Here is a 25,187-nt window from a genome sequence, read left to right as displayed (position 1 = left end):
ATACTCAAACAATTGCTAAACCTACCTTATAAACTAAAATGAAAATGAAATCAATAAAAAGCATAATTATAGTATCATGTTTATTCTGCATTGCCTTGTTGAGCGCATGCCATAAAATTACCGATACTACCCCCACAATTAAAGGTGGCGGCGCTCCCCCTAAAACATGGCAGGAGCATTGGTTTGAGCATAACTCCTTACTAACAAGAGTTTTTTATAATGATGACCTTGCCCTTTACTATGATGATAAGGTAGATACAAAAGTTACCTGGCCAAATAAAGAGTTCACTAATGTTTGGCAATATGTAAAGAAAACCTATGGTGGCTTTGGCGATTCATCGAGATTATATGTGGTTTTGCACCAGGGCCTATATCCGGGCGAAGGGCACCCCGCATCTTATTTTGACGTGAGCCACGACTACCGGAACACACTTGATGTAGGAGCCGCAGACTGGACAAACATTAACGACAACCTGGGTGTACCCATCCATGAAATTGGCCACATTGTATGTGGTGCAAACAATGGAGTACAAGGTTCTCCGTCTGATGCCATTTGGGGCGATAGCAAGTTCATGGAGATCTTTATCTACGATGTACTGATGCATACCGGCCATACAGATGTGGCAGCCAATGTTTACCAGGAAATGAAAAATCAGGACCCTAACCTTCCTTTTCCGGGCAAAATATATCCAAATGTACGTTGGTTTGAAAACTGGTTTTATCCTATCTACAGCAAATACGGGCAGGCCGAAGTGTTAAGCAGGTATTTTGCTTTATTATCAAAAAACTTCCCCCAAACAAAAAACGCACTCGGCCATCAATACACCAGGGATTTAAAATTTGGTGAATTCATCCACTTTTGGAGCGGTGCTGCCGGGGTTAACCTAAAAGCCCAGGCTACCATTGCCTTTGGCTGGTCGATGGAGCGTGAGCAAGAGTTGAAAAATGCCCAGGAAGACTTCCCGAACGTAAAATACAACTACTAAATTTTAACCTTAACAACCAGGAAACCCTCGCCTTTGGATGGCCTGCATAGTTTAAGCAGGCCCCAAAATATTTCCTAAAATTAAAATACAATTAAACCGGGCTAAATCAACAGTCCCCTACTCATTATATTAAACCGAACTATCAGATATGAAACTTAAATTGTTAGCATTAGCTATACTTGCTCCGGCAATTGCCTCGGCACAAACGCCAAACTTTAGCCTTACGGGCAAAATAGGCACCCTTAATAAACCGGCCAAGGTTTATTTTGATTATATGGATAATGGCGTAAGTCATGAAGATTCGGCAGTGGTTGTCAACGGCACGTTTAAGTTCTCAGGAACCATTTCTGGTAACGTTACTACCCGCATAGCGCTTGATCATACCGGCGAAGGTAAACCGCACGCTATTTATGCACCTAACAATGATGCCATCTATATTTACTTTGGTAAAGAAAAAGTTCAGATCACTTCCAACGATTCGTTAAACAACGCCAAAATTACCGGCTCCAAAGTATATGATGAGTTCCAGGCGTATAACAAACAAATTGGTGGTACTATCATGGACCTTACGAAAGCCGTGAATATCGATTTTGCAAAAGGAACGCCAGAACAGCAAAAAGATACCGCTTATATAAAAGCAGTTGATACCCGCTACCGTAAAAACATAGCAGCCAGGAGCGAAAAGCAATTCCTGTTTGCAAAAAACAATCCTAACTCTTATTTCGGCCTGATAGCCTTATCAGAAGCCGCCGGTACAAGGGTTGATGCCGCTAAAATTGAGCCTGTATTTAATGCCCTTAATGCCAGCCTGCGCAATAGCGATATGGGTAAAGAACTGGCCGAACGCATTGCATCAGGAAGCCTGACAGCAATTGGAACAGCGGCGCCGGCATTTACCCAGAACGATGTAAACGGAAAACCCGTTTCGCTGGCCGATTTAAAAGGCAAAATTGTATTGGTTGAGTTTTGGGCAAGCTGGTGTGCGCCTTGCCGCGCCGGTAACCCTAACCTGGTAAAACAATACCAGCTTTACAAAGACAAAGGCTTTGAAATACTTTCTGTATCGCTTGATAATGTTAAAGATAAATGGGTAGCGGCTATAGAAAAAGATGGTTTGCCATGGCTTCACGTATCTGACTTAAAAGGTTGGAATAACGCTGTAGGCAGGCTATATGGCGTAAGAGCTGTACCTCAGAGCTTTTTGGTTGGCCGTGATGGAAAGATCATCGGTAATACCTTAAGGGATGAAACCCTTAACAAAAAGCTGGAAGAATTGATGAAAAACTAAAATCGTCTGTAATGAAAAAAATAACCGCACTTTTATTACTGTTCGTTGCCACCCACACGTTCGCCTTTAGTAAGGCGCGTGTGGTTGCTGCGGATAAAATCCCGCTGAAGGTATTGTATGTTGGGTACAACCCAGAAAAACCAATGCCTGCCAATGTGGTATACTACAGCACAACTGTGCCCGCGATTGAAAGGGCCTATAAAACCCGTATGGCCGATTTTAAAGCCTTTCTGGAAGCCCGGTTTACACAGGTTGAACTGATTGACGTAAGGGATTACAACCCGGCCATGTCTGACAAGGTGGACGTAACCATCATGGATGCCGGACCGGTAAAGTTGCCTGCAGATTTTAGTCGCCCGATGATTTTGATGCATGCTATGGCGCCAAATGTGGGTCTGCCTATTGGATTAAAGTTTGATTGGTATTGCCAATGCCTGGAAGATGACGCCTTGAATATCAATTTGAAGCATGAAATATTTAACTCGCCAAAAAAAGTAAATCTTACCCTGGTTAACAGACCAACGCCGGGTTCATTTTTTAATGGTTTCCAGGGGGCTAAAACACCCGGGCAAATGCCCATGTGGAAGGTGATTAAGGCCGATCCGTCATCAAAAGAACAATATATTATAGGGATGGTAGCGCACGGCGAAGGTTTTAATGACTCACCAGACGCTGAAGCTATTTCTGGTGGGGTATGCCTTAAAAATGCCGAGGCTGTGGCTTTAGGCAGGCAGGGCAACTACTTTATGTGGGGCTTTTCGGCTTCGCCGGATCATATGACGGATGAAGCGAAGGATGTATTTGTAAACACTGTTTGCTACATCAAAAAATACGACCACATGCTGCCCATCATGAAAAAGGTACAGATATCCACCCGCGATTGGATTGACGAAACCATATATCGCACCGATAAAGCGCTTTATGAAAAAGCCATCGTTTCCAGGCGTGAAGGGAATGCCCGCCTGCTAAAAATGCAACAGGATTTAAAAGACCGCAAAGCCAAGGGCGAAGATATTGGCCGCGGTAATGAAATGTTTTTAAAAATGCCTGTTACCAATGAGGTGGAAAGCTTTGAGAGTTATCTGCAATTTTGGGGAGGCAAGGATATGTTTGCCAAATTTGGTACCGATACCAAAGCTCATCACAAGTATTACAAGGACAATTATGAGTACTACTACCCGGTAGATGGGTACTCGCTGCAGGTTGATACCGATGCGCAAAAGCTGGGCGTATCAAACCGCAAAGTAGCAATACTGGAAAAATGCATCCAACTGTTGGAGAAAAATGACAATACTGAAGTGGCGCAAAGGCTATTGGAACGCTACACTACCGAAAAATTTACCACCGCTGCCGAATGGCGCAACTGGCTTACCAAAAATAAGGCTAACTTATTTTATACAGAGGCAGGCGGCTTTAAGTTTATGGTAAATACCTATCAAAATAAAACAGCGGCCATTAAGCCAGCAGTAGCCAAATCCAATAATGTGGCCAATGCCGAAGTACCAACACCCGCCGATCCTGTTATTGTAACAGCCAAACTGACTAATGAAAACCAGGCCGGTAAAATGAAGGTTGAAATTGACGCCAGCATTTTAAAAGGATGGCACATCTACGCTTATGTACCAGAAGGAAGTCCTTTTATATTAACAGAACCTATATTGGAATTGCCGGGTGATGTAAAAAACACTGCGGAGTGGCAAAGTTCTGCAGGTATCCCTTTTACCGGTGGCGAAGGCATGTTTGTATGGGAAGATAAAGCCAGCTTTAAAACCGAAATAAATACATCGGCCTTTAAAACCGGCGAAGTAATAAAATGCGGATTGTACTACCAGGTTTGTGATAACAACAAATGTTTTCCGCCCAAAAGAAAAATTGTTGAACTGCCTGTGTTATGATCAATCCCGTTAAATATCCAACCGGCGTAAAAACTAAGCTTCGGGCCTGGTTTTTACTTTTAGGCTTCTTTGCTATTACCGTAAAACCAGCAGCAGGGTTTACCGTAATAAAAGATACGATCATGCAAAATTCCAATTTGGTAAAAGGTAAACCACTGCCAGATTTTAACCTGCAAACGCCCGATGGTACAAGTATTAAATTATCATCATTGAAAGGGCATGTGGTATTGATTGATTTTTGGGCTTCATGGTGTATGCCATGCCGGGCAGCTATCCCCCACCTTAAAGAACTTTACAAAAAGTATCATGAAAAAGGATTCGAGATTTTGAGTGTTTCTATTGATCAAAACAGTAAAGCATGGAATAACGCCATGCAAAAGGAAGCCATGCCATGGCCTCATGCAATTGATAAATACGATGCCGGAAAAGATGCGTCGGCAGTAATGATAGCCTTCGGCATAACATCGGTTCCATTTGCTATTATGTTAGATAAAGAGGGCAAGGTGATGCAGGTTAACCCAATTGCGGCAGAAATAGATCAGCAGCTTTTGGAGGCATTTAAGCCATAAAAAAAATAATATTGCTGCCGTTTTAGGCAGTTAAAAGCAAGCGGCATTCCCGCTTGCTATAAAGAAGCTTTCATAAGCATTTAGTCAGTTTTAGTTTAGTTAATTGCAAGGCCGGCACGGTGTGCCGGCTTTTGTTTAAGAAAAAGAATAGTGCGGGGCAACCATGCATTTTTAAGTTATAGATGAATTATAATATGAAAACGATAAAAGTTAGGGTTTTATTAACATGCGCAGGCTTTGCCATAGCCTGTTCAATACCCGGTCAACAGGTCCTTGCGCAGGCTGTAAAAGCCAAACCAGCCAAACGTGCTTCGGAAAAACCTCTTCCGCTTGATGCCGAGGTAAGAACCGGGAAACTGCCAAATGGCTTTACCTATTACATCCGCCACAACCAGGAGCCCAGGAACCGGGTGACATTTTACCTGGCCAATAAAATAGGTTCTGTACTGGAAAATGAAGAGCAGCGCGGTCTTGCTCACTTTATGGAGCATATGAGCTTTAATGGTACAAAGCATTTTCCAAAAAGCGAACTGGTAAATTATCTGCAAAAATCAGGCGTTCGTTTCGGTGCCGATCTTAACGCTTATACTTCTTTTGATGAAACTGTTTACCAGTTGCCATTACCATCAGACAATCCCGAAATTTTAAAGAACGGCATCCAGATCATGCGCGACTGGGCACATGAAGCTACCCTTGATACCACAGAGATCAATAAAGAGCGTGGTGTTATTTTAGAAGAGAAACGCCTGGGTAAAGGCTCGCAGGAACGTATGCAACGCCAATACCTGCCGATGATGCTTAACCATTCGCGCTATTCTGTCAGGCTTCCAATCGGTACTGATGATGTGCTGAACAACTTCAAGCCGGAGGCAATTAACAGCTTTTATCATGACTGGTACCGCCCCAACCTGCAGGCTTTAATCGTTGTAGGAGATATCAATGTTGACCAGATGGAAAAAACTATCAAAGCAACATTTGGCGATCTTAAAAACCCTGCCCACGAAAAACCACGCACCCAGTACACCGTTCCGCTTACCGGGCAAAACCAGTTCATGTCTATCACAGATAAGGAAATGACCGTGACCGTTGCACAGGTAATGATGAAACAGCCCGGCTTAGTTTTAAAAACAGCCGGTGATTATCGCCAGAACATTATCCGCGGATTGTTTAACAGAATGATAGGTGCACGCTATGGCGAATTACAGCGCAAGGCCAATCCGCCATTTTTACAGGGCGGTAGCGATATAAGTGCATTTTTAGGTGGACTTGATACTTACACCATGTTTGTAGCTGCCAAACCGGGCGAACTGGAAAATGGATTTAAAGCCGTATGGCGCGAAACCGAAAGGATAAAGCGTTTTGGTTTTACACAAACCGAGCTTGACCGTGCCAAAACAAGCTATATGAGCGATATGGAATCGGCATTGAAAGAAAAAAACAAAACAAACTCTGATAGTTATGTAGGTGAATACCTGCAGTATTTTTTAAAGGGTTCGGCTTCACCGGGAATAAGCTACGAATATCAATTGGTGAAAAATGACCTGCCGGGCATCAGCATTACCGAAGTTAACCTGTTGGGCAAAACAGCTATCAAAAGCACCAACAGAGATATTATGCTTTTAGCTCCAGAAAAGGATAAAAACACTTTACCTGCCCAGGCAACCGTAACCCAATGGATTAAAGCAGTTGAAACCGAAAACCTGGTGCCTTATAATGATGAAGTAAGCAAGCAAGCACTTTTAGCAACAGCACCCGCTGGTGGCAAAATTGTAGCCGAAACAAAAGACGCGGCATTAAATACAACCACGCTTACATTAAGCAACGGCGTTAAAGTTATACTTAAACCAACCGACTTTAAAGATAACGAGATCCTGTTCACCGGATTTACACCGGGGGGCTCTTCTCTTTATACCGATGCCGATTTTCAGTCTGCAGCAAATGCTTCTGGTATTATTTCGTCATTTGGTGTAGGGAACTATAACCCTACCCAGCTTGAAAAATACTTAACAGGTAAACAGATCAACGTAAGTCCTTTTATAGGCGAGCGCACCCAGGGTATTAGCGGCAGCGCCACACCAAAGGATTTTGAAACAGCCCTGGAATTGTTATACGCTTATTATACCGAGCCAAGAAAAGATGCCGACCTGTTTAGCAGTATCATCACCCGTTCAAAAGCGGGCTTAGCTAACCGTGCAAATGACCCGAATGCCGTTTTCCAGGATACGGTTAGCGATGTATTGGGCAACCACAGCATTCGCCGCACCGGACCAACCATCGCCAAGATAAACCAGATTAATCTTGATCGCATGTATGCCATATACAAGGAGCGTTTTGCAGATGCATCGGCACTAACGCTTACCTTTGTAGGCAATTTTGATGCGGATAAGATAAAACCACTGCTTGAAAAATATATAGGCTCTCTGCCTGCCAAACATCTTGGTGAAGAAGCTAAAGACCTGGGCATCCATGCTCCCGAAGGGCTGATCACCAAAACAGTTTATAAAGGATCTGAGCCTAAAGCTACTGTTGATTTAGTTTGGACAGGCACCTTTGATTACAATCCATCATCAAAAGTAACGATGGATGCTTTAAAGGAAGCTTTGGAGATAAGATTACTGGAAAGGTTAAGAGAAGATGAAAGTGGCGTTTATGCCCCCGGCGTTTATATGAATATGGGTAAATATCCTACTTCCCGTTTTTCCATGATCGTGAATTTTGGTTGTGCCCCTAAAAATGTTGACAAACTAATCGCTTCTACATTAGATGAGATCAGCAAACTAAAATCATCGGGCCCACCACAGGTTAATATTGATAAATGGCGTGCCGAAAGCTTGCGTACGCAGGAAATAGCTGTCAGAACCAATAACTGGTGGCTTAACTATATCAACGGCCAAACATTGGATAAGGAAGATGTTCACCAACACGATAACTTTAACAAAGAGGTAAATAAGGTCAGCATCCAGGATATTAAAGATGCTGCATTGAAATATCTGAACGGTAAAAATTATATCCGCCTGGTGTTACTGCCAGAAGAAACTCCAGCGCCTTAAAATAGTCAGCTGCCAAAGCCTTAAAGCCCTTTAAATATTTATTTACAAATATTTAAAGGGCTTTTTTTATAAAGGATAACCAAAAACGACCTGTACTAATCAGCAAACCCTGGTGCTATCAACAAAATGTTACTATAGATAACTATTACTTAACCAATCTTTTATAAATTGGTGTAATATAAACAGCTGCGTATGCTAAACAACTTCCCCTTCTATCTCATTTTAATCATCATTATATTATTACTTATCATGCTGGGTAACAAAATAAAGGTTGCCTATCCTGTTATGCTGGTTTTGGCTGGCTTAGTTATCAGCTTTATTCCAGGCTTGCCAACTTTGCATATCGAGTCTGAACTTATATTTATTATATTTCTTCCGCCCTTATTGTATGATGCAGCATGGCATATTTCATGGAAAGAATTGTGGCGCTGGCGACGGGTTATCGGCAGCTTCGCTTTCCTCGTGGTATTTTTCACAGCACTCGCGGTGGCATTAACGGTTAACTATTTTATTCCCGGTTTTTCCCTGCCATTAGGTTTTTTGCTTGGGGGTATCGTTTCTCCGCCTGATGCGGTGAGCGCGGGGGCTATTTTAAAATTTGTAAAAGTACCCAGGCGTGTATCGTCTATCTTAGAAGGAGAAAGTCTGTTAAATGATGCATCATCCCTTATCATTTTCCGTTTTGCACTCATAGCTGTAGGCACCGGTAGTTTTGTGTGGCATGAAGCTGCAATAACCCTAGTGTGGATGCTAATTGGTGGCATAGGGATAGGCCTTATCATTGGCTATATTTTTATGAAATGCCATAAATATTTGCCAACCGATGCCAATATTGATATTGTGCTAACCCTTGTAACGCCTTACATCATGTATATAGCTGCCGAGGAGGCTCACAGTTCTGGAGTGTTGGCAGTAGTGAGCGGCGGTCTGTTTTTATCCAACCGCCGGCTGCTTTTCCTCAGCAGTACTTCGCGGCTGCATGGGCTCAACGTTTGGGAAAGCATCTGTTTTGTACTGAATGGTTTGGTGTTTATGTTTATCGGGCTAGATCTGCCCCAAATTACGGCCGGGCTTGATGGGGTGAGCATCACTACTGCCATTGGCTATGGCATTTTAGTTACTGTAGTTTTAATAGTGGCGAGAATTTTATCTTCCATCGCGGCAGTTCTTGTCACCCTGATTGCCCGAAACTTTATTACGGTTGCTGATGCCAACCCTGGCTTTAAACTCCCGTTTCTTATGGGCTGGTCGGGAATGCGCGGGGTGGTTTCCCTGGCCGCCGCTTTATCCATACCGGTATACCTGGCCGATGGATCAGCTTTCCCACAGCGCAACCTCATCCTCTTCATTACTTTTATAGTGATACTGGCAACATTACTGCTGCAGGGATTAACATTGCCCTATATCATCAGAAAACTGAATTTAGCCGACCCTGATCATGTTGCACCACAGGAAGAAGTCTACAACGATTTAAAAAAGCAACTGGCCCGGCATGCGCTGCAACATTTAACAACCAACTATAGCCAGCAGTTAAACAGGCAACCTGTGCTTCAGCAAATCGCCAGCAAATGGCAGGTAAGTGATCACTCTACTGATGGTGTACTGATGACTGAAGAATCAAGGGCGATATATCTTGACTTGCTGAACCTGCAAAGGAAATGGCTTATCAGTAAAAATAAAGCCGATGGTGATATTGATGAGGAAATTATAAGAAAACACTTGCTATTCCTTGATCTGGAAGAAGAAAAGCTACAATTCATTTAGCCCAACTGCTGCTTTAATGAAAACTTTGAGATATGCGTCAATCAAAAAACCGTGATAAATGTCAACGTCAAATTGTGTCATATAGCTTCGTTTTAGGTACCCATTAGTACCCACTTTTGTTCAGGCACTTTGATAGATAAGTGCTGAGATTTTGAACAAAAAAAACAAAGTATATGAAAACTTCATTGAACAGTAAAACAGACCCCATCTATTACCAGGAGGCCGGCACATTGGCCAAATTGATCCGCACAAAGCAAATATCTTCGGTAGAAGTTGTGCAGGCCCACCTTGACCGTGTTGCAGAAATTAACCCCAGGATAAACGGTGTTGTTACCCTAATGGGCGAACAAGCACTCAAAGCAGCCGCTATTGCAGATAAAGCAGTAAGCAACGGCGACGAATTAGGCCCGCTTCACGGTGTGCCATTTTCAATCAAAGACGCTATTGATACCGCCGGTATACCAACCAGCCGTGGCTCAAAGATATTTGAAGGTTTTATTCCCGAAAAAGATGCTACCGTGGTTACCCGCATGAAAAACGCCGGGGCGATTCCTTTAATGAAAACCAATCTCCCTGAATTTTCGGCTCACTGGGAATCTGATAACCTGGTTACCGGCCGCTCTCTTAACCCATGGAACCCTGATCGTACGCCGGGTGGATCAAGCGGTGGTGAATCTGCCGTGATCGCAGCAGGCCTTTCCCCTATTGGATTGGGCAGCGATGTGGCTATATCTGTTCGCGGCCCGGCTGCTTTTACAGGTATTGCCGCATTAAAAGCAACCCACGGCCGGGTACCTTATACCGGTCACTTCCCAACGGCGTTAAGCAGATTTTGGCATATTGGCGCAATGGCCCGTACCGTTAAAGATGTTGCCCTGGGTTATTCAATCATTAACGGAGCGGATGGAATTGACGGGTATAGTATTTTTGCAAAAGATGCCGCACCCGCCAGTTTCAGGATCCCGGGTCAAAAGATCCGTGTGGGATGGGTATCGGATACCGCTTTCGGACCGGTTGATCCCGAGATTACAGCGGCCATTAAAGCAACTGCAAAACTGCTTAAAGATGCCGGTTGCGATGTAGAGGAAGTACGCCTGCCTTTTATGGAAAACACTGACTGGCTTACCCCCTACTTTAATTTAATTTATGGCGAGCTGGTACCGTATATGGAACAGTTCACCAAAGGCCGTGAATCTGAGCTGCATTTTATTGGTAAGGCTACCATGGATTACCCCCTGCTTTCAGCAACCGACTATGTTAAAGCCGAAGCGAAGATAGAAGAGCTAAAAAGCCATTTTGCAAATTACTTTGTGCAGTATGATATATTACTATGCCCCGTTAACCCCATGACTGCTACCCCGCATGGCTTGCAGGAATATGTTGTAGATGGAAAAACTGTTTCAGCATACCATGTGATGGCCGCAACAGCGCCTTTCAACGCTACCGGGCTGCCTGCACTTTCAGTGCCCGTAACCTTAAGTTCAGAAAAATTGCCAATCAACATTCAGCTTGTTGCCCGGTGGTTTGATGAAGCAACGATTCTTGAACTTGGCGAAAAGATACAGACAGGTAGTGATGCTTATGGCACACACCCTATTGCTTAATATAAAAAATTGATTTGTATCAAAGAACCTTTTGGATGCCTCCAAAAGGTTCTTTTTATTTATGCTTGGTAAACTCTTTCCTTATCCTGCTTAACGTTTCTCTGGAAATACCAAGGTACGAGGCTACCATATGCAAAGGAACGCGGTTAAATACACTGGGATAGGTTTTTTGAAACTCGGTATATTTTTCTTCGGCAGAATAGCTGATCAATGAAAAAATCCTGCGTTGACTTGCTTCATATCCTCTTGCCAAAAGCTGTTCGGTAAATAACTTCAGCGCCGGAATAGCCGACATTAAGGCTTCCCATTTTTCTTTATCCCATATAATAACGGTACTGCCTGCTAATGCTTCAATATTATACTCAGATGGCTTTTCGTTATTATAGCTTTCCTGGTCGCTGATCCACCAGTTATCTACCCCGAACCTCAAGGTATGGTCTGTTCCATCTTCTCCAAACCGATAAAGCCGGAAACATCCGCTCGCTATAAAACAGTTGATACGCCATATTTCTCCTTCGTGCAAAATTGACTGCCATTTGCGCAGTTTTCTCTCGATACTGGCGGCACGGATCAATTCCAGATCCTCATCTGAAATTTGAATTTTCTGACGTAGGTATTCTTCAAAAACCTTGAACATATTATAACAAATCTAACAAATTGCGCCAATTTATTCCTGCAGTCAGGGACATGCTTCATTTTGCCCCCTGAAGTGCTTATTAAATTTTAATAGGTTAATGTTCACAAATAATTGCATAGTTGAGTTTCCTCAAAAATTAAATATCTATTTCCTTAGGTAAGCTATTTTTTAATATTTTTGCCGCCCTTCAAATTTCTATTGTTTTATCCCCTTGGTATGAAGAAGTTTTTATACGGAATTGATTTTGGAACAACCAACTCGGCGTTGGCTATTTACGATGAAGAAACGAAAGAAATACATAGCACCATTATTATTCCTTCGCTCATTTATTTCTATCATCAGTTCAGTGCAGCAAATGCTAAAAACTATGTTGTAGGCGAAGAGGCCATCACAGCCTATCTTAATGATGGCATGAAAGGGCGCTTTATCAAGTCTATTAAACAAATATTATCAAGGAGCAGTTTCACAGAAACCCGTATTCACAATAAGAGGTATAGTGCTTCAGATCTTGTGGCTATCATTTTAAAGGAGCTGAAAGAACGTGCAGATCAATTGACCGGGCAAGACTGCCGAAAAGCAGTAATTGGCAGGCCTGTTTTTTTTGACGACCACGACGTGCAAAAAGATACGTTAGCGCAGAAGCGACTAAATAAAGCAGCAGAAATAGCCGGTTTTGAGGAAGTCCGTTTTCAATTTGAGCCTATCGGAGCCGCCTTCGCTTATGAAAAAAGTTTGGTAAAAAAGGAAAATGTATTGGTGGCCGATCTGGGCGGAGGCACCACAGATTTTACTTATTTAGTGCTTGACCCTGAAAAAGTTGGAAGCAAAGACAGGAAGAAAGACATGATGGCCAATGGTGGGATTTATATAGGTGGAGATAGCTTCGATTCTGCTTTTATGTGGGAGAAAGGTACGCCATACTTCGGCAAAAACACCCAATATGAAGCCACTCCTGGTAAGGTATTAACTGTGCCAAAATCACTTTTCGCCAACATTTGTTCCTGGGAACAAATGAATTTTTTTAATGGTCTGCGCATTAAAAAAGACATGGAAGATTACTATTATTTTTCTGGCAATGACCCGCAGTTTAAAAATCTAATCACGCTTATCGACAATAATTTGGGCTATTCGGTATTTCAATCCATCGAAAAAACAAAGATCACGCTTACCAATGCAAATACGGCGATGTTTAGCTATCAGAAAATGGACATCGAAATTAATGAGGAAATACCCTTGCCGGATTATGAAGAGATTATTGCTAAAGATGTGGATAGAATTGCAAACTACCTGGACGAGTTTATGCTTCAAAATGGTATCGAGCCCCAAAATATAGATAGCCTTTTTTTAACTGGCGGTACTTCCATGGTGGGCAGCATTCAAAAGCTCTTTAAAAACAGATTTCCTCATGTTAACCTAAATTCGGGAGATAACTTCAAAAGTGTGGCCAAAGGTTTAGCATACAGTGGTTACCTGTTTGAGGATTGATTTATTTGTTAAATACGAGCGCTAACATTATTCGTAATATATCTTATTCAGCCTTTTTATTTTCAATACGCTTCCTGATCCTACTCAGTGAAGGGTTTGTGATGCCGAGGTAAGACGAGATGTGATAAGCCGGGATACGCTCAACAATATCCGGATGTTCTTCCAACAACCTGATATAGCGTTGTTCATGAGAGAAAAAAATAAATTCTTCTGTGCGCGTTTGCGCAATATTAAAGAATAATTCGGCCAGCAACCTGCCGAATTTCCCCCAGTTAGGGTGCGTTTCATAAAGGCTGTTAAGGTCCTTATAGGAAATGAAAAAAATTTCCGAATCTTCCATCGCTTCAATAAAATACCAACAGGGGTTGCGTGATACGAAGCTTCTGAAAGAAACGACAAATTGATTTTCCGAGAAAAAAAATATGTTCTTATCTTCTTTTGTATTAGGGTCACGGTATTAAATCCGGAATATGCCTTTAACTATCAATCCAAGGTCATTGCAAACCATACTCTGCATGTTGAAAAAGTCCCCTTTATTTATTTTCCGCGCTTTCCAAAATGGCTGGCTATCGCTAATGTCTTTATCGTTCAACGAGGCAAAATCCCTCAGATGCTGAAAGACGATATCGTTTCTATCGGTCATTTGATCATACATAAATAGTTAGCGGCGCTAAACAATCCCTCAAATATAATCTGAATATAACATAAGCATTTTCACTTAAGTGAAAATTTACCACCACAGTAAAACTGTAATTGTACGGTAATGTTTATCAGCATTTTAACTTAAGTGAAAAATGTGTCAGGTAATACTGGAGAACTTTGAAATAACAAAACATTTAAAATTTTAATTATGACATCAAATTCTCAATCTAATGCAGTAGTTGGCGAGCAGGCCGTTGAAACTGCCAGATCTTTACGCAAGCTTTATTTCACCCGTGCTGCCTTTTCGGTAGTCTGGGTGGTGCTTATCGCCCTTTTTGCAAAAACATCTATGGGGATTGCCAGCGTTTTACTCATTATTTATCCGGCCTGGGATGTAGTGGGCACATTCCTCGATATCCGCGCTAATCACACCAGCCCGTCTAAAACACCACAATATGTAAATGCTGTAATCAGTGGCATCACTACTGTAACTGTAGGTATCGCTTTGCAGAAAGGCGTTCCTGAAGCGTTGATAGTTTTCGGTGCCTGGGCAATTGGAACAGGATTGATCCAACTGATCTTAGGATTGCGCCGCAGAAAATTTTTAGGCGGGCAATGGCCAATGATCATCAGCGGTGGCCAGTCCATAATCGGCGGCACTTCTTTTATCCTACTGGCACACGACCCTACAAAGGGAATTACCAGTCTGGGTGGGTATGCCGCATTTGGCGCCTTTTATTACTTGCTTGCTGCATTTCGTTTGTCTAAGACAGTTAATCGCAGTACCGCAACAGCCTAAGTAAATATCAAGAAACTGAAAGTTATTGATATAGCCCCGTATTAGTCAAAAAAGTGAAATCTCCATATTAAAATGGAAATCATATCGCATCGAAAGGTTTTTGCTTTTTATTGCATTATATTCTGTGTCGTCACATAATATGTTGAAGAACTTCGTTCTGTTGAAATGATTCAAGCCATCTTGGAAATGTGCTAATCCTTCCTTGTTTTGTATAAATCATAGTAGGATGATGCCAATACCTTTGTTATCAACAATTAACAAAGAAAAGATGTCAAAAATAATTTTAATAACCGGCGCCTCACGTGGCTTTGGTAAAATTTGGGCTAAAGCCCTTTTAGAACGCGGCGATAAGGTTGCTGCAACTGCCAGGAATACTGAAGATTTAAATGACCTGGTGCAGGCTTATGGCGACGCAGTGCTTCCTATTCAACTAGATGTAAATAACCGCGACGCTTGTTTTGCTGCGGTAAACAAAGTAAAGCAACACTTCGGCCGCATTGATGTATTGATAAATAATGCAGGTTTTGGCTTATTTGGTGCTATTGAGGAAACAAGTCAAGAACAAGCCCGCGCCCAAATGGAAACCAACTTTTTTGGGTTGCTTTGGGTAACCCAGGCTATTGTTCCAATCATGCGGGAACAAAAAGGTGGGCACATTATTCAGGTATCCAGCTTTTTGGGACTGGTAAGTTTACCGGTATTGGGTTTATATAATGCATCGAAATATGCGGTTAATGGTTTAAGCGAAACGCTTGCTACCGAAGTAAAAAGTTTCGGCATAAACGTGAGTTTAATTGAACCAAATGGTTTCTCAACGGATTGGGCAGGTGCTTCCGCTTTCCAAACAGAGGCCAACGAAGCGTATGCACCGGTTAAAAAAGCGTTTTTTGATGCCGCCACTCCAGATAGCTGGGGTAAACCAGAAACAACCGCTAAGGCTGTGCTGGCATTAATTGACAGTGCAAACCCACCACTGCATTTTCTATTGGGTAAAGTTGCCTATCCTGCGGTTAAGCAGGTTTATGCAGCACGACTGGCAGAATTTGAAGAATGGAAAGACGTATCTGCTGAGGCTCACGGTCATTAATAAATCATTTAAAATCTTAAACCACAATCTGCCCAGCGTTATTGCGTAGATTGTGGTTTATTAGTATTACCGAAGATGAAGCACTATAAAAGTTTAATTGAATTGCATAAAGATAACGGCTTTCCGCCACCGGAACATCCGCTATTTAGTATATACCAATGTAACCATGCTTGCTCCATTGGCGACCGGGAATTTACCAGCGACTTTTATATGATTGGCTTTAAAAAGATCATCTCGGGCGTTATCCTGTATGGCCGCACCAAATACGACCACCAATTTGGATCAATGATGTTTTTTAAACCACGGCAGGTTATCGAAATGAAAAACCTTGAAATGGATGAAGACGGATTTCTGATGTTTATTCACGAGGATTTTTTAAATGGGCATACGTTACACAACGATATTAAAAAGTATCACTATTTTGATTACGAAACTAACGAAGCCTTGCACTTATCTCCCAGTGAAGAAATAACAACCTGGGATCTTTATCGTAAAATTGAAACAGAATATCAAAACAATCAGGATGAATACAGTCGCGAATTGATCTTGGCTAATGTAGATACGATGCTGAAATACAGCCAGCGCTTTTACAAAAGACAGTTCATCAACCGCGCGGAGATTTCGGGCAAAACGGTAACTAAATTTAACGAGGAGATAGACAGGTATGTGGCAAGTGGCCTATTAGAAACCAAAGGCTTGCCATCTGTACAAGATATGGCCGAAAGGCTTAATATATCCGCCGGCTATTTAACTGATGTTTTAAAACAGGAAAGCGGCAAAACCGCGCTGGAGCATATCCACATCTACTTAATATCTGAAGCTAAAAATAAGCTTAAGGGTGAAGATAAGTCCGTTTCAGAGATAGCCTATGGCTTAGGTTTTGAAAACCTTTCCTATTTTTCCCGCTTATTTAAAAAGGAAGTAGGCATCAGCCCAAATCTGTTTAAAAAGCAATTACTTAATTAAGCGATCCAGGCCTTGCATTGGCCTCAGAATCCTGAAGCTGAGCGATGTCTCCCATTTTCTTTTACTTGTAATAGGGCGATATCAGTAAATATACGATTACGCCGGTTAAGCTCACATACAACCAGATGGGCATGGCCCAGCGGGTGATTTTTTTATGCAAAGCTACCTCCATATTTAAACCCCGCCCTATTGATATCAGCGCCAAAGGAACTGTAATTACAGCCAATATAATATGGGTGATCAATATTAGATAGTAAACGTATTTTACAATACCAGCTCCCCCGAATTTAGTGGATGGCGTGGTAAAATGATAGAGCAGATAAGACAATAAAAATATCGAAGTACACAAAAACGCCGCGAGGATAAAATTGCGGTGCCTTTGAATATTCCTTTGCCTGATAGCAAAAAGCGCCAGCAAAAGAAAGATGAACGTAGCTCCGTTCATTACCGCGTTCAATAAGGGTAAAAATGAAAAATCATGCCCTTTAAAATTTTCTTTATTGGGCAGAAAAAAGGCGAATATGATCAACCCGTTTATGCCTAAAGTTAAAGCCCATATCAGGGGTTTATAATTTTTGGCTCTGGATGTTGTGTGTTTATTCAAAATAGATTCCATATTCCGTCGAAATTTAAAAAGGTCTGAAATTTGGCCGGCTGATCAGTGGTGAAAACGACCAGGGCACCGAGCTCAAAATAACCAGCAGGGCTACCGTAAACCATATAGCCATTGTTTTGAACTTTTCATGGTCAGTTGTTTTTCGTTTGGCTTTGGCAGAGCCGATAGTGACGATGGTTATTCCTATGAGCATCATGGTGATATGTTCCATGCCAAAAAAACGGATTGCCCGTTCATGCATGGCTGTGCTAAAGTGACTTAAGAAATAAGCCACTATAGGACTGATGAAATAAAGCCAAAGGCCCAAAACAAGCTGGATATGGGCAATGGTGGCCGTCCAATGCCTTATAGCATTATCCACACGGGTAAAACGCTTTTTCGAAAGCCAGCCGTAGTAAGCAAAAAAAATTGCCGATAGTAAACTGGTTAACACCAGCCAGCGAACCAAAGAATGCAGTGCTAATAAAGTTGGGTACATTTCTATTATTGATTATGATTCATCCACGCAGTGAAGGTAAAATAAAACATACCATTTAGTATGTTTTTTAGATAAAAAATTATTTCAGGGTATTCAGATAATTTTTCAACTCTTTTAAATAAGACAAATAAACCGTTTTGTTATTCTCCAATTTCCCAAAATTGCGGATGCCCCAATAGCCGGATACAACAAACAATGTGACTTGCATCGCGTTCACATCCTTGCGTACAATGCCATTTTGCTGTCCTTTTTCAATAGCGGCTATCATCGCTTTCGTCCATTCCTGGGTGAGCTCAGCCAGCGCTTTGCTAAAGTCAATATTCCAGGGCGTCATTTCCTGCGTAAAATTGGCCACCGGGCAACCGTATTCCGCTTTCAAAAACTCATTTTTCAGGAGCAGATCATACATGAGATTGTAAATAACTACTATCGGATCCTGCTCTTTTTGCAATGGTTCAAGAAAACTGGTGGCGAGCGTAGGCTTCAAAATTTCGTTGATAATGGCCAGCCCCATCTCCTCCTTGTTTTTGAAATGGTAAAAGAAGGCACCTTTGGTTACCTGTGTAGTGGCAATAATGTGATCAATACTGGTAGTCTGATAACCGTTGATGTAGATTAGTTCAAAAGCCTTTTGTAGAATATTTAACCGGGTTGCCGCTGCTTTTTTCATAAAAGATACTGGTTAGTATTTTTACAAAGGACGTAAAATTTTAGGTATGCAAAGCAACATCAACCGTATTGGTCGAAAAGAGGCACTTAACCATTTTTTAAATGATCCAAGAAAAAAGGGAGAGCGGGGATCACGGAATACAACAGATATAATAGTTCAGTAAATGTCACTATCCCAGCGGTTAAGTTAAAACCGCACAACCCGTGTTCGTTTTTATTACAGTCACCTTTTTCAACAATATATAATAACTTATCTTTCAATCAATTGCGAAATTGGAATGGGTATTGAGCCTGATCAGGCGGTTTGAAGAATTATCTGTTCCATATTAACATTTACGACATCTTCTTTGGAGGGTTTATATTCATCGGACTGACTTTTGCGATGTTGCTATGGTTTGTAAAAGGACCGTCCCGAAATGCAAACCGCTTTCTTAGTCTTATCCTGGTAAATGTTGCCTTACAGATGCTTTGGATAATATGCATTGATATCCGGCTGGAAAACTACATTCTGAATTGGAATCGGCTACCCCTGCAATTTTCGCTGGCACTCGGCCCTCTGATTTTCTTTTATGTACTTAAAATAACCCAGGCGGATTATAAATTCCACCACAAGGACCTGCTGCATTTTATTCCGTTGCTACTGCAACTCGGTGCCCACGCACTGGAAGTTGAGGAAAGTTTAAGAACAGGTGCTGCAACTTATCATACACAAACCTTTCAGCAATTGAGCCCCGTGTTAGAAGTACTGGCGTTTAGCTCGGTTATTATCTACCTGTATGCATCCCACCGGTTGATAGAAAGTTTTTACCGGCGACTAAATTTCATCGGAGGCGACCGGCACCGAATGGAATTGCGATGGCTGGATAACCTATTGACAGTTTTCGCGATGTTTTGGCTATTATGGATCCCCTTTGCAGCAACAGATCTTCTTTACTATCATCAATTGAACATACATGTTTATTATCCTTTATATCTGCTTTTAGCGGCGTTGATCATCCGAATGGCGGTCGTGGCGTTTTTAAGGCCGCAAGCTTTTATGCCGGTCGAAACACCGTCGTATCCAAAACCATCGCCACCCGCAGAACTGAGACAAAAAGGGATTTGGCTAAAGAAAGCCATAGCTTCAGGTTTGTATTACCTTGATCCCGAACTCAATTTACGTTCGCTGGCCGAAAAGCTTCAAGTTCATCCTAATGAATTATCCAAAATCATCAATATAGCACTCAAAAAAAGCTTTAGTGATTTCATCAATGAATATCGTGTGGTGGAGGCAGCACGAAAAATGCAGGACTCTGCATATGACAGGATAACGCTGTTGGGCATTGCCTTTGAATCCGGGTTCAACTCCAAAAGCACTTTTCACCGCATTTTTAAGGAGTTGACCGGTAAAAGCCCTGCGGAATATAAAACAAGTCTGAAAAAAGAGTTCCCAGGTTATAATTTGAGACCTTATTCTGCACACGTAGCGATAACTTCGGGTCACAATGTCATTCCAACATGGTCTTGTGAGAAATTAAACCGCAATTATATGTTTCGTAACTATTTGAAAATCGCCTGGCGCAACACGCTACACAACAAGGTTTACAGCACACTGAATATTGTCGGTCTGGCAGCCGGTATGGCGGTGGCGCTCCTGATCGGTTTATGGGTGACAAACCAATATTCCTATGATCGTTTTCTGCCCGGCTATACGCAGTTATACCAGGTTGAGATGAACCTGACCTCGCAGCACAACGGCACCAGTACCCAAACTTCCATAGCTCTGCCACTCACTGATGTTTTAAAGAAAGAGATTCCCGGCATACAGTACGTTGCTGAAGCTGACAACATAGGCCGGATGAACCACAACCTGTTGATCGGCGATAAAAAGCTATACCTGAGCGGTGGTGCAGCAGCCCAGGAATTCTTTAAAATATTTCGATATCCCTTTATAAAAGGCAATGCCAATTCAGCTTTAAAGGATATCTATTCTATTGTTTTAACAGAATCGACCGCAAAAGCTTTGTTTGGTGATGTCGATCCGATGGGAAAATATGTGCGGTTCGACAATGTACAGAACCTCAGGGTTACCGGGGTTATTAAGGATATCCCAAAAAACGCAACACTGCAATTTAATTACCTTACTCCTTTTGCTTACACAGAAGCTACCCAGGACTGGATACGGGTTGCACGTACCAAATGGACCTACAATTCATTTTCTGCCTATGTGGCGCTGGAGCCCGGTGTGACCTATGCGCAAATTGCCCCGAAAATAAGGGACATTGTTTATAAAAGTAGTCCGGAGATGCGGTCTTTAAAGCCCGAGGTATTTATGCATCCGGTGAAAGATTGGCATTTAATTACCGATTTCAAAAACGGGAAGCCCGTTGGCGGCTTTGTGGAATACGTGCGTTTGTTCAGTATCATAGGCATGCTGGTATTAGCAATAGCTTGTATCAATTTCATGAACCTTACAACAGCAAGGTCTGAGAAACGGGCACGGGAAGTTGGTGTTCGCAAAGCTATTGGCTCAGCGCGCATCCACCTCATTTTCCAGTTCTTAACAGAGTCTGTTCTGGTCACATTTTTATCATTCCTGCTGTGTTTACTTTTTGTTCAGCTGGCTGTGCCATCGTTCAACACATTAACCGGTTCCTTTATCAGTATCCCGTATGACCGTATCGGCTTTTGGTGCATCATGATCGCTTTTATACTGGCCACTGGTTTAATAGCCGGAAGCAGGCCGGCGTTTTACCTATCCTCATTAAGCCCCGTTAAAGTACTGAAAGGTACCATCCAGGTAGGCAAGTGGGCCTCGCTGCCCCGAAAAGTATTGGTAGTGATACAGTTTACCTGTTCTATCGCATTGATCATAAGTACCGTAATTGTTTACCAGCAGATACAATATGTTAAAAGCCGACCGACGGGCTACAGCGCCGACAGGCTGATGATGACAGATATGAACGGCGACCTTTACCAGCATTATGATGCCTTAAGAAATGACCTGCTGTCATCAGGCCTTGTAGAGAGCGTGGCGTCGTCTACGTCGCCTGCAACGCAAGTTTACAGTCATTTTTCATTGCAGAAATGGCCGGGTAAAAATGCCGGGGACGAAGAGGTAAATATTGGCGCCATATGGGTGTCAAAAGAATATTTTCAAACCCTGGGGATGACCATGGCAGCCGGGCGCAATTTTTCAGGTGATGTAAAAAGTGATTCGCTGAATGTGATTGTTAATGAAGCCACGGTCAGGCGCATCGGTTTAAAAAACCCGGTTAATCAAATGATATCATGGAACGGAAGCAACAAACCAGTACGGATCATCGGTGTGGTAAAGGATGCTTTAATGGAATCGCCCTATAGCCCTGTGGCGCCTGCCATTTTCGGCCATAATCCAAGCGGGTTTGTGATCACCTACCGCTTGCCGAAAAAAGCTGATACCCATACTGTGATAGAAAAAATCGGGAAGCTGTTTGAAAAATATAACCCTACTTTTCCTTACATGTACAAGTTTGTAAATGATGAATATGAGCACAAATTTAACCTGGAAGTATTGATAGGCAAATTGGCAGGCGTATTTGCCGGCCTGGCTATATTTATATCCTGCCTCGGCCTGTTTGGGCTTGCCGCTTACGTTGCAGAACAGCGCACTAAAGAGATAGGCATTCGCAAAGTATTAGGCGCATCCATAGCACAGGTTTGGATGTTGTTATCGCGTGATTTGTGCTGCTGGTTATGATCAGCTGCGCCATCGCTTCGCCGCTTGCGCTCTATTTTTTAACATACTGGCTCAATAAATATGAATATCACATCCTCCTCGGTCCGGGAGTATTTATCGCGTCGGGTATAGCGGCTATTATCATTACCCTGTTTACCATCAGTTTCCAGGCAATAAAAGCGGCGCTGGCAAACCCGGTAAAGAGCTTAAGGAGCGAGTGATCGATTTCATTTGACTAAGCGTATAGTTAACTAGCTATTAATCGATTTAATTACTCTTGCCGGGATTCCGCCAACAACAGTATTGTCAGGAACGTCTTTAGATACCACTGCACCTGCGGCTACGATGGAATTTTCACCTACAGTAACTCCGGGCAGTATAGTACAATTTGCTCCCAGCCAGGCATTTCTTTTAATAAGGATTGGCTTAGTAATTAATGCCCGCCTGTCAGTTGGGTCAGTAGGATGATTTTCGGTAACCAGGTTAACCCTTGGCCCAATGAGCACATGGTCTTCGATAGTTATCCCTCCCATATCGAGGAATGAGCAGGCGTGGTTGATAAAAACATTTTTGCCTATGCTAATGAACTTGCCGAAATTGGTATAGAAAGGTGCAAATACAGTTGTAGTCTCGTCTATATAGTTACCCGTAATCTCGGTAAGTAACTGGCGTATTTGCTGGGTATCCGCTGCGGAATTAAGTTGAGCAGAAAGGCGTATAGTACGGTTTACAATTTCATCGATCTTCGGAAATTCAGGATCACTTAACCGAATCAGCTCACCTGATCTTAGTCTTGTAAAAATTGTTGGTTGTTCCATTGATAATTTATTTAGCAAATAAGAAATTGGTGGCAAAATTCTAAGATACAAAGTTCGGGACAGATGGCCATAACCTCGTTATACAGGTTACTGTTTTATTTACCAGTTTTACTGGCACTCTCGCAGAGGTGTAAAGCAAATGGCTCTCTACGTACTGCCTGCTTAACTTAGGGGTTCAATTCACTTAATACTACCCTTCAATGACACATGGAGTCGTTTTTTGAAGTAGTCACAGGCTACAGCATAATAATCTGAACCTTCCGCCGCCAGCAGCAAAAAAATAAAAAAAAATTTGCGCAGTTGATTAACTGCATTTATATTTGCAGTCAATCAACTGCAAGTTAATATGAGACGAGATGTTTTCCAAGCCATTGCCGACCCTACGCGCAGGGCTATTTTAGGTTTGCTGGCAATGGGGGCTATGACGCCCAATGCTGTCGCAGAGCACTTTGACAGTGCCAGGCAGACAATATCAAAGCATATCCAGATCCTAACCGAATGCGAAGTGCTGATACAGAAAAAAACCGGCAGAGAAATATATTATCACTTTAACCCCGAAAAAATGAAAGAGATTGATATTTGGCTGGAACGCCTCCGCAAGATGTGGGAAGACAGCTTTGATCAGTTAGATAACCTTTTAAAAGACTTATAAAAACTAAACAATCATGACAAACAATTTTGTGTTCGAAAAAGACATTGCCGCTAAAAAGATTCACGTAGTACGCGAATTTAACGCGCCGATTGAAAAAGTATGGAAAGCCTGGACAGACCCAGACCTGCTTCAAAAATGGTGGGGGCCGAAACCCTGGGTAGCCATAACCAAATCAATGGATTTTACGGTAGGCGGCGTTTGGCTGTATTCCATGGTAGGTCCGGATGGACAGAAGCACTGGAGCCATGTACAGTTTACCGCTATTGAAAATGGCAGCCGTTTCGCGGCGGATACTACCTTCTGTGATGAGAATGGTACCATAGCGCCCGGCGCACCGATTGGGCACTGGGACAACAAATTTGTGGCAGCAGGCGATAAAACCAAAGTGGTAATTGATATTAACTTCGATGATGAATCAGCCATAAAAATGATGGTAGAAATGGGCTTTCAAGGTGGCTTTACCATGGGTCTTAACCAGTTGGAAGAATTGTTGGCTATTTAAAAACTATCGCCATGAGAAAATTAAAATTACAGGTACACATGTCAATTGATGGCTTTGTAGGCGGACCAAATGGCGAAAATGACTGGGTGTTTCTGGCCGGCCCGGATGAAGCAGGTTTCCAGAAAATAATTGACCTGGCCGACAGTAGCGATACCCTTCTGCTGGGGCGCAAACTGGCCCCGGAATTTGTCCCTTACTGGGAAAATATGGCTGATAACATGCCCGACCACCCGGCATATCCTTTGGCAAAGCTGATCGTAAATATGCGCAAGATCGTTTTCAGCAAAACAGAAACAGCCCTCGCCTGTAAAAATGTGGAGGTGGAAAACGGCGACCTTGCCACGGCAGTACAGGCACTGAAAGAACAACCGGGCAAGGATATCCTGGTTTATGGCGGCGCCAATTTTGTAAGCTCACTTATCAGCCTTAATCTTATTGATGAATATTATATCATCATTAGTCCAGTGGCTATTGGTGCCGGCCTGTCTATTTTTAAGGAGAGAAAAATACTGAAATTAGAAAGTTCAACCACTTACAAAAATGGAAAAATAGTGAATAAATACGTGCCGGCATAGGCCGAAAAGCCCGACTATATTCTAAGAATTTCGTTAGGAAATAATTAAAACGGCCGCTAAAAGGAAAAGCCCTCTACAACTTTGTAAAGGGCTTTATTAAATTTCCATAAAAAACTTCAGTAATTTTTGACATTACTGAAGTTTGTGCTCCTGAGCCTGGACTCGAACCAGGGACCCTCTGATTAACAGAAAAATGGCCGACCTCTATATCGAACTAAGGATGAGCTACTTATGTCAATCTATTTTTGCGTTGTAACATATTTGAAACATCTAACACAGCAACAATTAATACCTTTGCAGTATACTCAAATATAGGCAATTTAAACTCCATTCTTATTGCTCTGATATTGTTGACTTTTAAACTTTTACAATAATTTGTGTTCTTTAATTTAATAGGCTTTATTTTCC

23 protein-coding genes are annotated in these 25,187 nt (G+C 42.3%); 16 read left to right on the top strand and 7 right to left on the bottom strand.

Annotation, left to right across the window (positions count from 1 at the left end; genetic code table 11):
• Window positions 1–44: 44 nt before the first annotated feature.
• The 7 genes from Q0R88_RS11290 to Q0R88_RS11260 all read left to right on the top strand — a co-directional run bounded on the left by Q0R88_RS11290 (window position 45) and on the right by Q0R88_RS11260 (window position 11,156).
• Window positions 45–986 (top strand): hypothetical protein, encoded by a 942-nt coding sequence (locus tag Q0R88_RS11290; protein WP_295716125.1) that lies wholly within the window; start codon window positions 45–47, stop codon window positions 984–986.
• Between the two features lie 148 nt (window positions 987–1,134).
• Window positions 1,135–2,274 (top strand): TlpA disulfide reductase family protein, encoded by a 1,140-nt coding sequence (locus Q0R88_RS11285; RefSeq protein WP_295716122.1) that lies wholly within the window; start codon window positions 1,135–1,137, stop codon window positions 2,272–2,274.
• An 11-nt stretch (window positions 2,275–2,285) separates the two neighbouring features.
• Entirely contained in the window at window positions 2,286–4,169 is a 1,884-nt protein-coding gene (locus Q0R88_RS11280; protein ID WP_295716119.1) for a protein-disulfide reductase DsbD domain-containing protein, read from the top strand.
• Window positions 4,166–4,738 (top strand): TlpA disulfide reductase family protein, encoded by a 573-nt coding sequence (locus Q0R88_RS11275; RefSeq protein ID WP_295716117.1) that lies wholly within the window; start codon window positions 4,166–4,168, stop codon window positions 4,736–4,738. The genes Q0R88_RS11280 and Q0R88_RS11275 overlap by 4 nt, the downstream gene beginning before the upstream one ends.
• Window positions 4,739–4,932: 194 nt before the next feature.
• Window positions 4,933–7,788, top strand: coding sequence for a M16 family metallopeptidase (locus tag Q0R88_RS11270; protein WP_295716115.1), 2,856 nt, complete (start codon window positions 4,933–4,935; stop codon window positions 7,786–7,788).
• A gap of 192 nt (window positions 7,789–7,980) precedes the next feature.
• The gene (locus tag Q0R88_RS11265; RefSeq protein WP_295716113.1) at window positions 7,981–9,552 is read left to right on the top strand and encodes a Na+/H+ antiporter; all 1,572 of its coding nucleotides are present in this window, start codon (window positions 7,981–7,983) and stop codon (window positions 9,550–9,552) included.
• Between the two features lie 173 nt (window positions 9,553–9,725).
• A complete protein-coding gene (locus Q0R88_RS11260) occupies window positions 9,726–11,156 on the top strand; it encodes an amidase (protein WP_295716111.1) in 1,431 nt (476 codons plus the stop codon).
• A gap of 55 nt (window positions 11,157–11,211) precedes the next feature.
• Here the strand turns inward: Q0R88_RS11260 and Q0R88_RS11255 are convergent, their stop codons facing one another.
• On the bottom strand, window positions 11,212–11,793 hold the full coding sequence (locus Q0R88_RS11255; RefSeq protein WP_295716110.1) for a Crp/Fnr family transcriptional regulator: 582 nt from the start codon (window positions 11,791–11,793) through the stop codon (window positions 11,212–11,214).
• Window positions 11,794–12,009: 216 nt separating this feature from the next.
• Between Q0R88_RS11255 and Q0R88_RS11250 the strand changes: the two genes are divergently transcribed.
• Window positions 12,010–13,278, top strand: coding sequence for an Hsp70 family protein (locus Q0R88_RS11250; protein WP_295716108.1), 1,269 nt, complete (start codon window positions 12,010–12,012; stop codon window positions 13,276–13,278).
• Window positions 13,279–13,321: 43 nt separating this feature from the next.
• On the opposite strand, the gene Q0R88_RS11245 is transcribed toward Q0R88_RS11250, so the two are convergent.
• Window positions 13,322–13,618 (bottom strand): hypothetical protein, encoded by a 297-nt coding sequence (locus Q0R88_RS11245; protein WP_295716106.1) that lies wholly within the window; start codon window positions 13,616–13,618, stop codon window positions 13,322–13,324.
• 117 nt (window positions 13,619–13,735) lie between these two features.
• The gene (locus Q0R88_RS11240; protein WP_295716104.1) at window positions 13,736–13,921 is read right to left on the bottom strand and encodes a hypothetical protein; all 186 of its coding nucleotides are present in this window, start codon (window positions 13,919–13,921) and stop codon (window positions 13,736–13,738) included.
• A 207-nt stretch (window positions 13,922–14,128) separates the two neighbouring features.
• On the opposite strand from Q0R88_RS11240, the gene Q0R88_RS11235 reads away from it, so the two are divergent.
• The 3 genes from Q0R88_RS11235 (at window position 14,129) to Q0R88_RS11225 (ending at window position 16,772) form a co-directional block, all read left to right on the top strand.
• Window positions 14,129–14,719: a hypothetical protein gene (locus Q0R88_RS11235; protein WP_295716102.1), complete on the top strand. Its 591-nt coding sequence runs from the start codon at window positions 14,129–14,131 to the stop codon at window positions 14,717–14,719.
• A gap of 268 nt (window positions 14,720–14,987) precedes the next feature.
• Window positions 14,988–15,806: an SDR family NAD(P)-dependent oxidoreductase gene (locus Q0R88_RS11230; protein WP_295716101.1), complete on the top strand. Its 819-nt coding sequence runs from the start codon at window positions 14,988–14,990 to the stop codon at window positions 15,804–15,806.
• A gap of 75 nt (window positions 15,807–15,881) precedes the next feature.
• Window positions 15,882–16,772: a helix-turn-helix domain-containing protein gene (locus Q0R88_RS11225; protein WP_295716100.1), complete on the top strand. Its 891-nt coding sequence runs from the start codon at window positions 15,882–15,884 to the stop codon at window positions 16,770–16,772.
• A gap of 61 nt (window positions 16,773–16,833) precedes the next feature.
• Here Q0R88_RS11225 and Q0R88_RS11220 read toward each other — a convergent pair whose 3' ends face one another.
• The 3 genes from Q0R88_RS11220 to Q0R88_RS11210 all read right to left on the bottom strand — a co-directional run bounded on the left by Q0R88_RS11220 (window position 16,834) and on the right by Q0R88_RS11210 (window position 18,536).
• Window positions 16,834–17,388 (bottom strand): DUF420 domain-containing protein, encoded by a 555-nt coding sequence (locus Q0R88_RS11220; RefSeq protein WP_295716098.1) that lies wholly within the window; start codon window positions 17,386–17,388, stop codon window positions 16,834–16,836.
• Between the two features lie 13 nt (window positions 17,389–17,401).
• Window positions 17,402–17,866: a hypothetical protein gene (locus tag Q0R88_RS11215; RefSeq protein ID WP_295716096.1), complete on the bottom strand. Its 465-nt coding sequence runs from the start codon at window positions 17,864–17,866 to the stop codon at window positions 17,402–17,404.
• A gap of 79 nt (window positions 17,867–17,945) precedes the next feature.
• The gene (locus Q0R88_RS11210) at window positions 17,946–18,536 is read right to left on the bottom strand and encodes a TetR/AcrR family transcriptional regulator (RefSeq protein ID WP_295716094.1); all 591 of its coding nucleotides are present in this window, start codon (window positions 18,534–18,536) and stop codon (window positions 17,946–17,948) included.
• Window positions 18,537–18,839: 303 nt separating this feature from the next.
• On the opposite strand from Q0R88_RS11210, the gene Q0R88_RS11205 reads away from it, so the two are divergent.
• Window positions 18,840–22,253, top strand: a complete 3,414-nt coding sequence (locus tag Q0R88_RS11205) for an ABC transporter permease (RefSeq protein ID WP_295716092.1) — start codon at window positions 18,840–18,842, stop codon at window positions 22,251–22,253.
• Complete coding sequence (locus Q0R88_RS11200) at window positions 22,250–22,453, top strand: hypothetical protein (protein ID WP_295716090.1); 204 nt, start codon at window positions 22,250–22,252, stop codon at window positions 22,451–22,453. The genes Q0R88_RS11205 and Q0R88_RS11200 overlap by 4 nt, the downstream gene beginning before the upstream one ends.
• A 30-nt stretch (window positions 22,454–22,483) precedes the next feature.
• Here Q0R88_RS11200 and Q0R88_RS11195 read toward each other — a convergent pair whose 3' ends face one another.
• Entirely contained in the window at window positions 22,484–23,050 is a 567-nt protein-coding gene (locus Q0R88_RS11195) for a sugar O-acetyltransferase (protein WP_295716088.1), read from the bottom strand.
• Between the two features lie 346 nt (window positions 23,051–23,396).
• Between Q0R88_RS11195 and Q0R88_RS11190 the strand changes: the two genes are divergently transcribed.
• From Q0R88_RS11190 to Q0R88_RS11180, 3 genes are read left to right on the top strand one after another with little or no spacing between them, the layout of a single operon-like run.
• The gene (locus Q0R88_RS11190; RefSeq protein ID WP_295716086.1) at window positions 23,397–23,702 is read left to right on the top strand and encodes a metalloregulator ArsR/SmtB family transcription factor; all 306 of its coding nucleotides are present in this window, start codon (window positions 23,397–23,399) and stop codon (window positions 23,700–23,702) included.
• Window positions 23,703–23,715: 13 nt separating this feature from the next.
• Complete coding sequence (locus Q0R88_RS11185; protein ID WP_295716085.1) at window positions 23,716–24,204, top strand: SRPBCC domain-containing protein; 489 nt, start codon at window positions 23,716–23,718, stop codon at window positions 24,202–24,204.
• A gap of 11 nt (window positions 24,205–24,215) precedes the next feature.
• The gene (locus Q0R88_RS11180) at window positions 24,216–24,779 is read left to right on the top strand and encodes a dihydrofolate reductase family protein (protein ID WP_295716083.1); all 564 of its coding nucleotides are present in this window, start codon (window positions 24,216–24,218) and stop codon (window positions 24,777–24,779) included.
• The last annotated feature ends 408 nt before the right edge of the window (window positions 24,780–25,187 follow it).

The organism is Mucilaginibacter sp. (genome assembly GCF_025362475.1).
In the GTDB taxonomy this organism is placed as follows: Bacteria; Bacteroidota; Bacteroidia; order Sphingobacteriales; family Sphingobacteriaceae; genus Mucilaginibacter.
This window is presented reverse-complemented; position numbering and strand designations above follow the sequence as displayed.

What these genes read in the sequence shown, in the direction of transcription:
- Q0R88_RS11200 (WP_295716090.1), top strand. Translation starts at nt 22,250, where the DNA reads ATGATCAGCTGCGCCATCGCTTCGCCGCTTGCGCTCTATTTTTTAACA.
- Q0R88_RS11195 (WP_295716088.1), bottom strand. Translation starts at nt 23,050, where the DNA reads ATGGAACAACCAACAATTTTTACAAGACTAAGATCAGGTGAGCTGATT.
- Q0R88_RS11250 (WP_295716108.1), top strand. Translation starts at nt 12,010, where the DNA reads ATGAAGAAGTTTTTATACGGAATTGATTTTGGAACAACCAACTCGGCG.
- Q0R88_RS11290 (WP_295716125.1), top strand. Translation starts at nt 45, where the DNA reads ATGAAATCAATAAAAAGCATAATTATAGTATCATGTTTATTCTGCATT.
- Q0R88_RS11245 (WP_295716106.1), bottom strand. Translation starts at nt 13,618, where the DNA reads ATGGAAGATTCGGAAATTTTTTTCATTTCCTATAAGGACCTTAACAGC.
- Q0R88_RS11230 (WP_295716101.1), top strand. Translation starts at nt 14,988, where the DNA reads ATGTCAAAAATAATTTTAATAACCGGCGCCTCACGTGGCTTTGGTAAA.
- Q0R88_RS11275 (WP_295716117.1), top strand. Translation starts at nt 4,166, where the DNA reads ATGATCAATCCCGTTAAATATCCAACCGGCGTAAAAACTAAGCTTCGG.
- Q0R88_RS11270 (WP_295716115.1), top strand. Translation starts at nt 4,933, where the DNA reads ATGAAAACGATAAAAGTTAGGGTTTTATTAACATGCGCAGGCTTTGCC.
- Q0R88_RS11260 (WP_295716111.1), top strand. Translation starts at nt 9,726, where the DNA reads ATGAAAACTTCATTGAACAGTAAAACAGACCCCATCTATTACCAGGAG.
- Q0R88_RS11210 (WP_295716094.1), bottom strand. Translation starts at nt 18,536, where the DNA reads ATGAAAAAAGCAGCGGCAACCCGGTTAAATATTCTACAAAAGGCTTTT.
- Q0R88_RS11180 (WP_295716083.1), top strand. Translation starts at nt 24,216, where the DNA reads ATGAGAAAATTAAAATTACAGGTACACATGTCAATTGATGGCTTTGTA.
- Q0R88_RS11225 (WP_295716100.1), top strand. Translation starts at nt 15,882, where the DNA reads ATGAAGCACTATAAAAGTTTAATTGAATTGCATAAAGATAACGGCTTT.
- Q0R88_RS11285 (WP_295716122.1), top strand. Translation starts at nt 1,135, where the DNA reads ATGAAACTTAAATTGTTAGCATTAGCTATACTTGCTCCGGCAATTGCC.
- Q0R88_RS11185 (WP_295716085.1), top strand. Translation starts at nt 23,716, where the DNA reads ATGACAAACAATTTTGTGTTCGAAAAAGACATTGCCGCTAAAAAGATT.
- Q0R88_RS11220 (WP_295716098.1), bottom strand. Translation starts at nt 17,388, where the DNA reads ATGGAATCTATTTTGAATAAACACACAACATCCAGAGCCAAAAATTAT.
- Q0R88_RS11235 (WP_295716102.1), top strand. Translation starts at nt 14,129, where the DNA reads ATGACATCAAATTCTCAATCTAATGCAGTAGTTGGCGAGCAGGCCGTT.
- Q0R88_RS11215 (WP_295716096.1), bottom strand. Translation starts at nt 17,866, where the DNA reads ATGTACCCAACTTTATTAGCACTGCATTCTTTGGTTCGCTGGCTGGTG.
- Q0R88_RS11255 (WP_295716110.1), bottom strand. Translation starts at nt 11,793, where the DNA reads ATGTTCAAGGTTTTTGAAGAATACCTACGTCAGAAAATTCAAATTTCA.
- Q0R88_RS11280 (WP_295716119.1), top strand. Translation starts at nt 2,286, where the DNA reads ATGAAAAAAATAACCGCACTTTTATTACTGTTCGTTGCCACCCACACG.
- Q0R88_RS11190 (WP_295716086.1), top strand. Translation starts at nt 23,397, where the DNA reads ATGAGACGAGATGTTTTCCAAGCCATTGCCGACCCTACGCGCAGGGCT.
- Q0R88_RS11265 (WP_295716113.1), top strand. Translation starts at nt 7,981, where the DNA reads ATGCTAAACAACTTCCCCTTCTATCTCATTTTAATCATCATTATATTA.
- Q0R88_RS11240 (WP_295716104.1), bottom strand. Translation starts at nt 13,921, where the DNA reads ATGACCGATAGAAACGATATCGTCTTTCAGCATCTGAGGGATTTTGCC.